A 14893-nucleotide genomic window follows, 5' to 3' on the forward strand; every position below is an offset into this window, starting at 1 on the left:
TTTAGCTCCTTAGTACTTCTCACCGCGGGCACGCAGTTCAGCAAGAACAGCATCAATACCCTTTTTATCGATAATGCGCATGCCTTTAGCAGATACACGCAGCGTTACGAAACGTTTCTCAGACTCAACCCAGAAACGATGAGAGTGCAGGTTTGGCAAAAAACGACGCTTGGTCGCGTTTAATGCGTGTGAACGGTTGTTACCGCTCATTGGACGCTTGCCAGTAACTTGGCAGACTCGTGACATGTCTATTCTCCAAAAATCTAATCAGCTCGAGCTTTTTTGTTCTGGGTATGGCCGCCTCGTCAGGCTTAGGAGCCCATCTCAGCAAACTTTATTGACTGAAAAGAATGTTATCATCTTAGTAAAAAATTTACTGAGATAGGCTCTTCTCGCCAAACCCAAGATCCTCAAAGGTGGCGTAGTATACGCTTTCAATCGTTCTCACTCAAGCCCAATGCGGCAAAAGTTGTCATTTTTTAGTCAAAAAAATGCTTTTACAACCACCCTCGTTCAAGAAATGAAACACAATTTTTATGTCCAACAACAAAATGGTCAAGCAATTTAATTCCCACTAAGCTACAAGCATCTTTAATACGAAAAGTCACTTGTTTATCCGCTTCGCTAGGCTCTGCATTGCCTGATGGGTGATTATGCGCCAAGATGACCGCACTTGCATTCATTTTCATGGCATAACGAATAATTTCTCTGGGATGAACCTCTACCCGATTGATAGTTCCTTTAAAGAGTTCTTCATAACTAATAATTTGATGTTGATTGTTTAAAAAGAGTACCACAAAAACTTCTCTTTCTTGCCCAGCAAACAATTCAAGTAATCGTATTTTTAAATGGTTAGGTTCAGAGATCACATCTTCATATAAAAATTGTTCAGTAAAAAAACGCCGTGCGATCTCACTAATCGCCTGAAATTGAGAGAATTTACAAACACCGACACCTTTGCATTTTGCTAGCTTTGTGTAGTCAGACTGTAAGAGTAAGTATAAAGAGCCGAACTCTTTCAACAAACGCTCCGCAAGTTGTAAAACGGATTCGCCTTGGCTACCCGTTCGTAAAAAAATAGCTAATAACTCTGCATCCGTCAGCGTTGCGGCACCATACGCCAATATTTTCTCCCTTGGCTTTAAGCTCTCTTCATGCTCCATTATCACCCCCTTATGCCCCTTGCTGCTTCTCTTTCTATACATAGGCGGTAACGACAACAACACATCAATTGTTGATTTGCGTAACGCTTCGCAAAAATAAAAGGGTGATGATATATACAGTACTCTCGCTGACACTTCTGATATGATAATATGCTCTTCACGATGATTAGATGGATAAAACGATGGCACAGCTATTAGGTAAAAAAATAGTCCTCGGCATAAGTGGTGGTATTGCCGCATATAAAATTCCTGAGCTCACTCGTCGCTTACGTGATGAGGGTGCTATAGTCCGCGTTGTTATGACTCATGGGGCAAAAGCCTTTATTACACCTTTAACATTGCAGGCGGTTTCTGGTCATCCCGTCTCTGACGATTTACTTGACCCAGCGGCGGAAGCAGCAATGGGCCATATTGAGCTCGCTAAATGGGCCGATATCATCATATTAGCGCCAGCTACAGCAGATTTAATTGCTCGAATAAGTGCTGGTATGGCGAATGATTTATTGACCACCATTTGTTTAGCTTCGGCTGCGCCGCTTGCGGTTGTTCCTGCCATGAATCAGCAAATGTATCGAGCAACGGCGACACAAGAAAATTTAATCAAACTGAAACAACGTCAATGTATGATTTGGGGGCCAGATGATGGCAGCCAAGCCTGCGGTGACATCGGCCCAGGAAGAATGCTCGATCCATTAGAGATTATACGTTTTACCTGTGAACACTTCCGTTCTCGAACTGACTTACAAAATCGAAAAATTATGATTACGGCAGGGCCTACCCGTGAAGATTTAGACCCAGTCCGCTTTATTAGTAATCACAGCTCAGGAAAAATGGGGTTCGCTATTGCTGAAGCAGCCAGTCAACGTGGTGCACAAGTGACTTTAATTGCAGGCCCAGTGACTTTAGCGACACCGGCAGGAGTCACGCGAATTGATGTTATCAGTGCTCTCGATATGTACGAAAAAGTGCACCAAACTATCACTGAGCAAGATATCTTTATCGGTTGTGCGGCTGTCGCTGACTACCGTGCAAAAACAATTGCTGAAAATAAAATTAAAAAACAGGGTGATGAAGTTGCCATTACATTAGTCAAAAATCCTGATATTGTTGCCAGTGTTGGCCAATTAGCACAACATCGCCCTTATGTGGTTGGATTTGCAGCCGAAACCCAGAATGTGGAAGAATACGCACGTCAGAAACGCCAACAAAAACAGTTAGACCTAATTTGTGCGAATGATGTTTCGCTCGCTGATAATGGTTTTAACAGTGATAACAATGCACTGCATATTTTTGATGCTTTTGGCGACACCCGTTTACCACACAGTAGTAAACTTGAATTAAGCCACCGTTTATTAGACGAGATACTTCAACGTTATGAAAAAAATTGATCTGAAAATTCTTGATCCCCGTATTGGTAACGAGTTTCCTTTACCAACTTATGCAACGACTGGCTCAGCGGGATTAGATCTGCGTGCTTGCCTTGATGCACCAATCGATTTAGCGCCGGGTCAAACAGAGTTAATCCCTACTGGCCTCGCGATTCATATCGCTGATGAGCAGCTAGCAGCAGTCATCCTACCGCGTTCCGGTCTTGGCCATAAACATGGTGTTGTACTTGGTAATTTAGTTGGATTGATTGACTCTGACTATCAAGGGCAATTGATGGTGTCTGTATGGAACAGAGGCAACCAGACATTTACCATTGAACCGGGCGAACGAATGGCCCAAATGGTTTTCGTTCCAGTCGTTCAAGCTGAATTTAATATTGTCGATGACTTTGATGCGACAGAACGAGGCGCTGGAGGCTTCGGACATTCAGGACGTCAATAAATTTGCTTACTCCTAATTCTTAGCTTTACTGATAATACCAAATCCATATTTCATGATGGAATAACAAATAAACTTATCAGTGAGTTTAGCGAAAAATAGACGGTATCATTTTAGTACGACAGTTTAGTTGCTTTAAAGGGTATTTTGTTGGTAGCGATATGTTTATCTAAACGAGGTATACGTCCTAACAGACCCTATCTCGAAACTGACAACAATAGCAATTCGTGAAATATAGACTGTTATTTTGTCAGCTTTTTAAGATAAATTGATGGCTTAGCCTACTAGCTCCCCTCTTTATGATTTAACTGAGGAGCTAATACGCTAAGTCGCGCAAGGGGCAAGTAAGGTTCCATTGATAAAAAGTTCGCGGGCAAGAAACTCGTCCCTCGAAGGCTGAAAATGGTCACTTTACATGCCACATGCAAGGTCACAAATATATACCATCTAACGATACAACAAGCATATGCCCTTTTAAGCCAGCCGAACTTCATCGATATCGTGCTCTTTTATCTACTTTTTGCCCTTTATTTTCTATTTACTCGGGGCAAAATTTTAGATAGTTTGTTTTGCTGTTTTAGCAGGGGTCTTATCAGACATGGCAGAAAAAGCGATAACAAAAAAACGCAACAGACGTGAAGAGATTTTGCAGTCTCTGGCGCTGATGTTAGAAAGTAGTGATGGTAGTCAACGAATTACAACTGCAAAGCTTGCAGCAACTGTAGGAGTATCTGAAGCTGCACTTTATCGTCATTTTCCGAGTAAAACGAAAATGTTCGATAGCTTAATTGAGTTTATCGAGGACTCTTTAGTTTCGCGTATCAATCTTATCCTAAGCGATGAGAAAGATACGCTAACTCGCATTAAACTGATTTTAGCCCTTATTTTAGGCTTTTCAGAGAAAAACCCAGGGCTGACCCGTATTATGACCGGCCACGCCCTGATGTTTGAGCAAGATAGGCTGCAAGGTCGTATAAACCAATTATTTGAACGAATAGAGTCACAATTACGCCAAGTATTAAAAGAGAAAAAAATACGAGATGGGCATGGTTTTCTGCATGATGAATCCCTTCTTGCAAGCCAACTGCTCGCATTTTGTGAAGGGATGTTGTCGCGTTTTGTACGTTCAGAATTCCGTTATCGACCCACAGTAGAATTTGAATCACGCTGGCCTTTAATTTTAGCTCAGTTACAATAACAGATTAAACAACTACTCACCCCGCCCACATTCTTTGGGCGAGGGCTTTTTTCTTTATTTACCTGTTTCTTGATTACCTTAGGGTAAACAAGCTCAAATCCAGGACATGATGAATGCCATTCATCTGTGCAGCTCCTCATCATTGTAGGATGACTAGCCCAAATCCCTCTTATCTGACTTTCATCTAAAAAGTGATTACCCTGAATAAGAAGACAACAGCTGATTAACCTCAAATACCATACTGCTGACGATAAGCTTGCATCGCGATGAGATGTTGTTGCATATCTTCTCGTTCAGCGAGGTAAGCAATCAAGTCGCTCATCGTAATAATTGAATAAACTTTGCAGTGATAATCGCGTTCAACTTCCTGTACCGCCGAGATCTCACCTTTGCCTTTTTCTTGACGATCAAGACAGAGAAGGACGCCATTAAGTGTCGCATTTTGCTGTTTAATAATTTCCATCGATTCACGAATTGCCGTACCCGCTGTAATAACATCATCGACAACCACCACACGCCCCTGTAGTGGAGAACCCACTAATGTGCCACCTTCACCATGATCCTTGGCTTCTTTACGGTTAAAGCAGTATGGCATATCAATATTATGATGTTCAGCAAGTGCAACTGCTGTCGTCGTTGCTATTGGGATCCCCTTATAAGCAGGCCCAAACAAAACATCACATTCGATTGCACTTTCTTTGAGAGCTTGCGCGTAGAATCGACCAACCAGTGCCAGATCACGCCCCGTATTAAACAGCCCAGCATTAAAGAAATAGGGGCTTTTACGGCCTGATTTCAGCGTAAACTCACCAAATTTAAGCACCTGTTTTTTCATGGCAAGCTCTATAAATTCGCGCTGATAGGCTTTCATGGGTCAATCTCCTCAATATTTAATGTCAATATATTTAATACGATGATACACATACTGGTGAGCTCGAAAAAATCACCAGCCATAAAAAAGGCGACTATTTCAGCCGCCTATTAAAAATATTCTTATTTCAACGCTTCTCGTTGAGCTTCAAAAATAGATTCTAGTCCCGTTTTTGCTAATGCAAGTAACGACAATAGCTCTTCATGGCTAAATGGTTCGCCTTCGGCAGTTCCCTGAACCTCTATCATACGACCATCATCCATCATAACGACGTTCATATCGGTCTCAGCCGCAGAGTCCTCAACATATTCAAGGTCACATACAGCTTCATTATTCACAATTCCTACAGAGACTGCGGCTACCATCGATTTTAAAGGGCTCGCCGTCAATTTACCTTGTTCAACCATTTTATTAAGTGCATCGACTAACGCAACGCAAGCCCCTGAAATAGCTGCTGTACGAGTACCACCATCTGCTTGTATCACATCACAATCTAACGTAATGGTATATTCGCCTAACTTTTTCAAATCAACCGCTGCGCGTAAAGATCGTGCGATTAGACGTTGGATTTCCATTGTACGCCCAGTCTGCTTACCTTTTGCCGCTTCACGTTGATTACGCGAATTTGTTGCTCGAGGTAGCATGCCATATTCTGCTGTCACCCAGCCTTGGCCTTGACCTTTTAAAAAACGAGGCACTCCCTCTTCGACAGTTGCATTGCATAACACCTTAGTGTCGCCAAACTCAATAAGAACAGAGCCTTCCGCATGCTTAGTATAGTTGCGTGATATTTTAATCGGACGCATTTGGTCTGCCATTCTGCCTTCTGGACGCATGGTGTTATCTCCATTTTCAACTAAATTGCCGCGCATTATACGTCCTTAAAACGATAATGCCTATCATGACATCACTCATAGCGTTATAATCCCTCTTATATTCATTTTGATAGGAACGAATTATGATCCGTAGTATGACCGCTTTTGCCCGCCGTGATATCAAGGGTGAATGGGGGAGTGCGGCCTGGGAGCTGCGTTCCGTTAACCAACGCTATCTAGAAACCTATATCCGCTTACCAGAACAATTACGAAGTCTTGAGCCAGTGGTTCGTGAACGCATTCGTGCTCGCCTGACTCGAGGCAAAGTTGAATGTAATTTACGTTTTGAATTAGATGGAGCAAATCGAGGAGAATTAATCCTTAACGAAAATTTAGCTCGTCAAATTATTAGTGCGGCTAACTGGGTAAAAAATTACAGTCATGAAGGCGAAATTAATCCATTAGAAATTCTACGTTGGCCTGGCGTTATGTCAGCGGGCGAGCAGGATTTAGATGCGATCAGCGAGCAGCTGTTAGCAGGGCTTGATGAGACATTAGATGCATTTATTCAAAGCCGAGAAGCTGAAGGCGCTGCGTTACACGCTCTTATCGAACAACGTCTGGATGCAGTACTGGTTGAAGTTGCAAAAGTCCGTCAGCATATGCCCGAAATTTTGCAATGGCAGCGTGAGCGCCTACAAACCAAATTAGAAGAAGCTGATATTCAAGTAGATAGCAACCGTTTAGAGCAAGAACTCATTTTATTAGCTCAACGTGTCGATGTCGCCGAAGAACTGGATCGGCTGGAAGCACACGTGAAAGAAACGCGTAATATTCTCAAGAAAAAAGAAGCCAATGGTCGACGCCTAGACTTTATGATGCAAGAGTTTAATCGTGAATCAAATACTCTCGCATCAAAATCTATCAATAGTGAAGTGACCAATTCAGCCGTTGAGCTCAAAGTGTTGATAGAACAAATGAGAGAACAAATTCAAAATATTGAATAACGTAAACGTATTATAAAATATAAAGCCGGTTCATTCTCTATACCTAAATTTTTACTGGCTTTATATTTATCTTATATATGAATTACAACCACTCTTTATCTGTCTTTCTATTAAGAATTTTAATACAGGGACAGCAAAATAATACATGCTTAATAGGTGGTTAAAAAAGCTAACTTCAAAAAAGCGTGTTGTATTCCGTTTTTTCAAGTGTATCAAGATTAAACATGATTTCTTTCCCTACTTAACCTAAGTTTTGTCTCTCTCCATTTTAGCCCTTCTAACCGTCACAATATTCGCAGATTAAATACCCTCGTTTCTTTTTCCGCAGTATTTACTCAAATGATTAAACCTGTAATGTATTGAATTTGTTGTTAAAAATAGCAAATCACCGATAGGTAAATAAAAACTATCAGCGATTGGCTTAGAATACTTAAAATTGATAATGATAATTGTTATTATCAAGGCTCAATCAAAAAGGGTCTAAATATGAAGATAATTAATCACCTGCTATCAATAACATTCGTAACCTTATGCTCATCCTCGGCCTTAGCAACGACCTATCCCGTTACAGTGACCGATACCGATGGCCAAAAAATTACGTTACAACAAGAACCGAAACGAGTTGTATTGCAAGATGGTCGAGATATTTTAACGCTGGCTTTGCTTGATAGAGAGAATCCGTTTAATCGCCTCGTCGCATGGAATAATAATCTACAAAAAACGGACCCTCAGACGGTAGAATTACTGGCAAAAAAATGGCAATCCGATCTACAGAAAATTCCCGATATGGGATTCAATGACAAAGGTGAAGTTAACACTGAAGTGGTAATTGCTCAAAAACCCGACCTCCTGATTGCGCAGTTACGTGCAAAACCTGCATTAGAAGGCTCTGGTGTTGTTAGCCGTTTAAAAGATGCTAATATTCCTATTCTATATATCGATACTTTTTTGCACCCAATCGAAAATACAACCACGAGCATCGACATGCTTGGATTGGTGTTAAATAAAGAAAAAGAAGCCAAAGAATATACTGACTTTTATCAAGCTCGCTTATCAGACATCCAACAAGCAACGGCAAAAATCCAGAATAAGCCGCGTGTTTTTATTGAAGCCAAGGCAGGAGCAAATGGTAGCGATAGCTGCTGTTTTACCCATAATAACGCCGGTTGGGGTGGTTTAGTGCAAGCAATTGGCGCCGATAATATTGGCAGTCAATTTTTACCGGGTGCTTCTGGCACTGTCTCTTTAGAACAAGTCATTACAACAACGCCTGACGTTTATATCGTCACCGGCTCTCGTTGGGTTAATAAAAACAATATTGCTGCTCCCTTTGGTTATGGCGTGACAAAAGAAGAAAACCAACGTGGTTTTGAACGACTAAAAAATAGAACGGGTTTTAGCCAAATTAGTGCCGTTAAAAATAATCGGTTATATGGCGTCTACCATAACTTCTATAACCATCCTTATAATATTGTCGGTATGGAATATCTTGCAAAATTTATCTATCCCGAACAATTTACATCACTTAAGCCTGAAGAAACGTATAATCAAATTATTAAAACATTTACAACAATCCCTATTGCTGATGCACTTTGGGGGTCTCAAGCCGCACAATAATAAATTAATAGCCCTCAGAGTATGAGGGCTATCATGATGACTTTAATCGATTGAAATCGCATCTACACTTTAAGCCTTCCCCACTTAAGCTGATACCCATTCAAAACCAATTCAATACGAGGAGTATAATTACAGCTCAAGCAATCGTTAGCTAATAATGAGTATGTTAATAGATAATTTTTCAAAAAATCTGGTGATACTCACATCACCAGATCCCATGAAATTTAATCTCAATCAGCTTTGATTTCACCTTCCCTCACATGATGATAGTGAAAAGTGAAATAGAAAATAATAGCAAGCACAACGGTATACGATGAAAAAACAAGCCAAATCGTCTGCCAATCTTTAACGCCATCCACACTAAAGTAATCAACCACGAGTCCACTTAATATCGCACCAAAATAAGCGCCAACGCCATTCACCATGGTCATAAATAATCCCTGAGCGCTTGCTCTCATTCGATGATCAACTTCTTTTTCAATGAAAATGGAGCCAGAAATATTAAAGAAATCAAAAGCACATCCATATACGATCATGGATAAAATCAGGAACATTAAACCAATTGCGGATGGATCGCCAAAAGCAAAAAAACCAAATCTTAATGTCCAAGCTAACATGCTCAATAGCATGACTGTTTTGATGCCATAGCGTTTTAAAAAGAATGGAATGGCTAAAATAAACACAACTTCTGCCATTTGTGAAACGGATAATAAGATAGCAGGATACTGAACGATTAAACTATCTTGGTACAATGGGTCACGAGCGAAGTCGTGTAAGAATGGGCTACCAAATGTATTAGTGATTTGTAAAACAGCCCCCAGTAGCATTGCGAATAAAAAGAAAACCGCCATTATCGGTTTTTTGAATAACACTAATGCATCAAGACCTAACTTACTAACCCAACTAGTAGAAATAGCTTTTTTGTTAACGGCAATATGCGGCAAAGTCAAAGAATATAGCGCCAACAACAATGAACAGCTACCCGCAATATAGAGTTGCATGCTACTTAATTCAAATTTTAATAGACTAATACTCCACATAGCGATAATAAAACCTACCGTGCCAAATACTCGAATAGGCGGAAAATTTGTCACTGAATCTAGATGAAATTGGCTTAATGAGGAGTAACTAATTGAGTTGGATAATGCAATCGTTGGCATAAATGCCATCGCATTAATCAGCATTACCCAGAACATCAATGTAGAGTCTGTTACGCTGGCGGCGTAGAATAACGAACCAGCACAGATAATATGACAAATCATATATAACCGATTAGCAGGGATATATTTATCTGCAATAATTCCGATAATACCCGGCATTAAAATAGCAGCAATCCCTTTCGAACTATAAACCATTCCAACTTCAGCGCCAGAGAAATTCAGTGTTTTCATCATGTAGGCACCTAGCGTGACTAACCAACTTCCCCAGACAAAATATTGTAGGAATAACATGGTTTTTAGACGGGTTTTAATATTCATATCAATCTCCGTTTGGAGTTATATTCGTCAATACTTCAAGTGATAGCATAGTTATTTCACTCATTTACGCTCATCACAGCGCAATTATCGACTCAGCTGTAACCCCGAATTGTTTAACGTGTTTGTTTATTTGTTTTTATTTTCACTTCAGCAATTGCGACACCAAATAAGATAATGGCGACACCGACAAACTGAATGAATTCAAGAGGTAAATGTAATACAGTTACGGACAATATGATGGTTACAGGCAATTGCATTGAACTGACTATTGTCGCTAAGCTCGTTCCAATCAATGGAGTACCTTTAGCAAACATCCACATCCCAAAGAAAGAACCAAAAAAGGCCAATGGTAATCCGTAAGAGAAAAACAAGGAGTTAAATGTGGTGAAGTCTAATAAAAAGGTTGGAGGCACAACAATCGAGGTCAAAATAGCCCCTCCTGTTACCATAATGGCTGAACGCATCATTGGTTCAGTTTTTACAGCAAGCGCGCCACTGACATAAACACGTACTGCATTTGATAGCGCTGCACATAAGCCAAATACAATACCTAACCAGTGGAATTGCACACTCGAACTGTTCAGTAGCCCTGTCGCTAGTAAGGTTCCAACTAAGATAAAGAGTACTGATAAGATCGTCATGACGGTAGGCATTCGGCGAGTCACAATAGAATTAATCGCGACTCCCATCCAAGTGAACTGCAAAAATAGCACAACCCCCAATGCCGGTGATAAATACTGTAATGAGGCGTAATAGAGTAGTCCCGTTAACCCAGTAGTGGTTCCCGTCAATAACATTAATGTTGATTGCTTTCCTGTTGGCCAGTTTAGCGTTTTTTTTCTCATCGCTGATCCAGCTAACACAAACACCCAAAGTAATGCCGCACCTAAAACAGTTTGACTACCAATCACATCATTTAAAGAGAATCCAGCCTGATAAGCCAATACAACCAATGTTGATAAAATGCCATAGCTACAAGCGCCAAGCGAAACTAAAACTAGCCCCTTTAATTTCATTGAATACCTACCTACTTGTTTCTATGACATTCTTTATATTATTTTGAGAATAAGTTAGAAGCGAGCAATCACGCCAGTGACTAATTGCAAGAAGGTGGCTTTCACTTTTTCAGCCGTTTCGATCACTTCATCATGGCTCAGAGGCTGTTCCAAAATACCGCAAGCCATATTCGTTAAGCAGGAAATACCAACCGTTTTAATTTGTGAATGATGGGCCACCAGTGCTTCAGGTACCGTTGACATACCAACAGCATCAGCGCCTAATGTTCTAATCATGCGGATTTCAGCAGGTGTTTCATACGTTGGGCCAGTCCACCACGCGTAAACGCCTTGACGCACGGAAACCCCTTGTTCTTTAGCAACATCCAAAATTATTTGACGTAGTTCTTTGTTATAAACTTCACTGACATCCAAGAAACGGACACCTAATTCAGGGTTATTTGGCCCAATCAATGGGTTATTTGCAGTGAGGTTAATATGGTCAGTAATCACCATCAGGTCGCCAGGGTTAAAGTCGGTATTCACTGCACCACATGCGTTAGTAATGATCAGTTTTTCTACCCCGAGTGCTTTCATCAATCGCACAGGAAAGGTCACTTGGTCGAGCGAAAAACCTTCGTAATAGTGGAAACGGCCTTTCATCGCGACCACATTTTTACCCGCGATAGTTCCGATCACCAATTCATTCGCGTGGCCAACAGCCTCAGATTTTGCAAAATGGGGGATTTCGCTATAAGGAATATGAACCGCGTTTTCTAATGTATCTGCGAATGGACCTAGACCTGACCCTAAAATGATACCAACGGTTGGTTTAATGTCGGTGTGAGTCTCAATGAAGCGTAAGCTTTCTAAAATATCATTGGTGTTATGCATGGAAATCTCCGAAATAGTACCAAAAGGATGAATAAGGGGGATGATAAAGCAATTTAAAAACTGTACAGCGATCTTAATCTCATTTTAAGAAAAAGATTCTCGCTATGATATCGACCAAAGAGCAGTACTTTCTGAGCAAATCTGCTAATCTTTGACGCGGTATCTCTTGATAAGAAAAGGGTGATGACTTGTTACTGACATTATTGAATGAATTTCGCACCTCTAAGAATTCCAAAACTCGTAAGCTGAAAATGCTTTATCGATTAATTTTGAATCATGGGCCGATTAGAGCGGAAGAGTTATCATCACTGGCGAGTATGAAACCTGCAACTTGTGCAAGACTGCTTGATGAGTTGAGTAAAAGCCAATTGATTTCTACGTCAGAGCTTGGCGAGTCAACGGGTGGACGTAAGCCAATACTGTACAGCATTAACTCTGATGATGGCTATGTTGTCGGTATTGAGATGAGTGATCTCTATTCAACGATTCTATTACTCAACTTAAAATTAGATATTTTAGGCATGCTCAAAATAAAAAATGAGCAATTAGAAACAGCGGAAAAGATGCTGGATAACCTATTAATAAAAGTTGAACAGTTATTATCTGAGCATCAACTCACCACAGAAAAAATATTGGGTATCGGCATTGCCATTGACCATATATTAGAACGCGATAAGGTCGACTTTAGTCAGTATGATGCAAGAATTACTGACTTATTCAGTTATATTAATGACAGAGTTCCCTGCTTTGTCACGCTAGGCAGCGGCATTACTTTCGCTGCACTTGCCGAATATCGGTTACGCTATCATTCAAAAAGCCAACGCTTTTTATTTACAACCTGTGATACAGATATACGAAGTTGTACCGTCATTAATAATACATTTGCGCCTGCATCAATTAGCACCGCTCAAGCTTTCGGTCATATCACCATTGATATTCGGGGCCAGCGATGTGAATGTGGCTCATATGGTTGTTTGAAACAATACAGCTCATTATCAGCGATAAAAACACGCATTATTCAGCAAATTCGCTTAGGAAAATCTTCAGTAATAAATAAACTGGTTAGTACTGAAGCAGAAATTAATTACCATACTATTTTTCAAGCTCTCGCCATGGATGATCAGTTGTGTTTGGATGTGTTAGAAGAAGCTGCCTATTATTACGGCCTAGCGCTAGCAAATGCTATTTTGACATTACAGCCTGATGTTGTAGTGTGTGGTGGAACACTGACACCCAAAAATCATTTTTTTGCGATGACAAAGAAATCGATAGAAGAAAAAATGTCCGCATTCCCACATATTAAAACACGTATTTTTCCAGCAAATGACTCATATGAGGTGGTAGCACAAGGGGCTGGAGGGATGGTATTGGAAAATTATTTATCTGACTAAATCATAGCCGTTAGTTTATGTAGACGAGGAGAGGAGAAAAAAATGCAATTTGAAACTGTTTCAGAAACTCAAATTTCAAAGACTAAACAGTTATTTACTGTGCACTCTCCATTGATCCATTGTATGACTAATGATGTTGTACAAACCTTTACCGCCAATATTTTATTAGCGATAGGGTGTTCACCGGCCATGGTTATTGAGCCTGAAGAAGCAGAACAATTTGCGGCGATTGCTGATGGTGTGTTGATTAACGTGGGAACCTTAACTTCTGATCGCCAGTCTGCAATGCGTTTAGCCGTTTATAGCGCTCGACACGCCCAGAAACCATGGGTTTTAGATCCTGTTGCGGTGGGTGCTCTTCAGTTTCGAACTCAGTTTTGTCGAGAACTGTTGAAGCTAAACCCCACAGCCATTCGCGGTAATGCTTCCGAAATCATGGCATTGGCGGGGTCGAGTCAAGGTGGGCGCGGGGTCGATTCATTAAATACCCCCAATGATGCCTTACCCGCAGCTCAAGCTCTTGCTCGTGAAGTCAACACCATGATTGTGATAAGTGGCGAGGTTGACTATGTCACTGACGGTCACAGAACGATTGCGATAACAGGCGGACACCCCATAATGACCCGTGTGGTTGGCACGGGTTGCGGGCTATCGGCCGCTGTTACCGCAGCTTGTGCCCTACCTGGTGACCGATTACTTAATATTGCAAATACCTGCGCCATCATGAAACAAGCTGGTGAAATTGCGAAGAGAAATTGCCGAGGAACGGGCAGCTTTATTCCTGAATTTCTTGATGCCTTATCACAGTAGAATAACTAGCCATCATTAATAATTTTGTGATGGCTTTCCTTTATAAACGTGTTTTCTTACCGCGAATTTTACGTGACCAATGGCGAATATTATTTCGCAACATAATGAATCGGTACATAAAACTCTTTTTATCTGGTTCGATACCATAAAACCGTTTTAATGCGATTAAATCATTCGCTTTGCAAATCGCGAGGTTACCAAAATCTGATAAATCAATAATTTTCAGACCATGCTCAGTCAGTACCAAATTACCGGCATGAATATCATTTGATGATAAATTATAGGCGTGCAGTTGGCTAATTAATGCTGCTATTTCAGAATAATAAGGGGTGATATCGTTAATTTCAGAGAGTACCGTTCCCTCAACATATTCGGCAATAATCCAAGTTTCAATCGATTCTCGGCATCGCATTTTCTCTGCCACAAAATAAATATCATTGGTGATGGTACAACCTTGGTTTTGTGCTTGAACTAAACGAACAAGTAAGCGAGAAAAATAAGGGCCGTACATCATACGCATAATACGTTTTTCTAAACGACTATCACGCTCTTTTTCGCATTTAATAATGTAGTTTTTTCCATCAATATTAATACGAGCGACGCTACGCTCCATATTTCCACTATTGAGATTTTTACCGATAATTTTTCCTTGAATATAATCATCAATAACTTGCCAATAATCAATCTCACTTTCTTTTTGGTATACTTGATATCCATTTTTTTGTGTCTTTATTATTTTATTCATCGCCCGCCACTCAGCCCTACCCGCTATTAAAAGCTGATGCTAACAATTAGTGATATTTATTTCTTAGCGATTATTGCAGATT

Annotated in this window: 15 protein-coding genes; 7 read left to right on the top strand and 8 right to left on the bottom strand. The window is 40.5% G+C overall.

The features are described from left to right. Positions 1-9: 9 nt before the first annotated feature. Positions 10-246 carry a 50S ribosomal protein L28 gene (gene rpmB / locus P2E05_RS19795; protein ID WP_004924239.1) on the bottom strand — a complete coding sequence of 79 codons (237 nt, stop codon included), beginning with the start codon at positions 244-246 and terminating at the stop codon, positions 10-12. 251 nt (positions 247-497) lie between these two features. Next, the gene (radC, locus tag P2E05_RS19800; RefSeq protein ID WP_163863676.1) at positions 498-1166 is read right to left on the bottom strand and encodes a RadC family protein; all 669 of its coding nucleotides are present in this window, start codon (positions 1164-1166) and stop codon (positions 498-500) included. A gap of 179 nt (positions 1167-1345) precedes the next feature. Here radC and coaBC point away from each other — a divergent pair, with 179 nt between their 5' ends. The 3 genes from coaBC (at position 1346) to slmA (ending at position 4188) form a co-directional block, all read left to right on the top strand. After that, positions 1346-2551, top strand: coding sequence for a bifunctional phosphopantothenoylcysteine decarboxylase/phosphopantothenate--cysteine ligase CoaBC (gene coaBC, locus P2E05_RS19805; protein WP_251464809.1), 1206 nt, complete (start codon positions 1346-1348; stop codon positions 2549-2551). Continuing rightward, positions 2538-2993 carry a dUTP diphosphatase gene (gene dut / locus P2E05_RS19810; RefSeq protein ID WP_154622533.1) on the top strand — a complete coding sequence of 152 codons (456 nt, stop codon included), beginning with the start codon at positions 2538-2540 and terminating at the stop codon, positions 2991-2993. Before coaBC ends, dut begins: the two co-directional genes overlap by 14 nt. A gap of 595 nt (positions 2994-3588) precedes the next feature. After that, positions 3589-4188 (top strand): nucleoid occlusion factor SlmA, encoded by a 600-nt coding sequence (gene slmA / locus P2E05_RS19815; RefSeq protein WP_154622532.1) that lies wholly within the window; start codon positions 3589-3591, stop codon positions 4186-4188. Positions 4189-4417: 229 nt separating this feature from the next. Here the strand turns inward: slmA and pyrE are convergent, their stop codons facing one another. Beyond that, positions 4418-5059 carry an orotate phosphoribosyltransferase gene (gene pyrE / locus P2E05_RS19820; protein WP_154622531.1) on the bottom strand — a complete coding sequence of 214 codons (642 nt, stop codon included), beginning with the start codon at positions 5057-5059 and terminating at the stop codon, positions 4418-4420. A 122-nt stretch (positions 5060-5181) separates the two neighbouring features. After that, positions 5182-5895 (bottom strand): ribonuclease PH, encoded by a 714-nt coding sequence (gene rph, locus P2E05_RS19825; protein ID WP_154622540.1) that lies wholly within the window; start codon positions 5893-5895, stop codon positions 5182-5184. A 122-nt stretch (positions 5896-6017) separates the two neighbouring features. Between rph and P2E05_RS19830 the strand changes: the two genes are divergently transcribed. Together P2E05_RS19830 and P2E05_RS19835 are read left to right on the top strand one after the other, a co-directional pair. Next, complete coding sequence (locus P2E05_RS19830) at positions 6018-6881, top strand: YicC/YloC family endoribonuclease (protein WP_154622530.1); 864 nt, start codon at positions 6018-6020, stop codon at positions 6879-6881. 486 nt (positions 6882-7367) lie between these two features. Continuing rightward, positions 7368-8498, top strand: coding sequence for an ABC transporter substrate-binding protein (locus P2E05_RS19835; RefSeq protein WP_154625021.1), 1131 nt, complete (start codon positions 7368-7370; stop codon positions 8496-8498). Between the two features lie 230 nt (positions 8499-8728). On the opposite strand, the gene P2E05_RS19840 is transcribed toward P2E05_RS19835, so the two are convergent. From P2E05_RS19840 to P2E05_RS19850, 3 genes are all read right to left on the bottom strand, one after another. After that, the gene (locus P2E05_RS19840; protein ID WP_272658051.1) at positions 8729-9976 is read right to left on the bottom strand and encodes a nucleoside permease; all 1248 of its coding nucleotides are present in this window, start codon (positions 9974-9976) and stop codon (positions 8729-8731) included. Positions 9977-10089: 113 nt separating this feature from the next. After that, entirely contained in the window at positions 10090-10992 is a 903-nt protein-coding gene (locus P2E05_RS19845) for a DMT family transporter (RefSeq protein WP_154625023.1), read from the bottom strand. Between the two features lie 54 nt (positions 10993-11046). Next, positions 11047-11865 (bottom strand): purine-nucleoside phosphorylase, encoded by an 819-nt coding sequence (locus P2E05_RS19850; RefSeq protein WP_154625024.1) that lies wholly within the window; start codon positions 11863-11865, stop codon positions 11047-11049. A gap of 188 nt (positions 11866-12053) precedes the next feature. Between P2E05_RS19850 and P2E05_RS19855 the strand changes: the two genes are divergently transcribed. Further along, positions 12054-13256 carry an ROK family protein gene (locus P2E05_RS19855; RefSeq protein WP_249999538.1) on the top strand — a complete coding sequence of 401 codons (1203 nt, stop codon included), beginning with the start codon at positions 12054-12056 and terminating at the stop codon, positions 13254-13256. A gap of 42 nt (positions 13257-13298) precedes the next feature. Then, on the top strand, positions 13299-14066 hold the full coding sequence (thiM, locus tag P2E05_RS19860) for a hydroxyethylthiazole kinase (protein WP_247047134.1): 768 nt from the start codon (positions 13299-13301) through the stop codon (positions 14064-14066). Positions 14067-14106: 40 nt separating this feature from the next. Here the strand turns inward: thiM and P2E05_RS19865 are convergent, their stop codons facing one another. Then, the gene (locus tag P2E05_RS19865; RefSeq protein WP_154625027.1) at positions 14107-14811 is read right to left on the bottom strand and encodes a lipopolysaccharide core heptose(II) kinase RfaY; all 705 of its coding nucleotides are present in this window, start codon (positions 14809-14811) and stop codon (positions 14107-14109) included. Positions 14812-14893: the final 82 nt, after the last annotated feature.

Source organism: Providencia stuartii (genome assembly GCF_029277985.1).
In the GTDB taxonomy this organism is placed as follows: Bacteria; Pseudomonadota; Gammaproteobacteria; order Enterobacterales; family Enterobacteriaceae; genus Providencia; species Providencia zhejiangensis.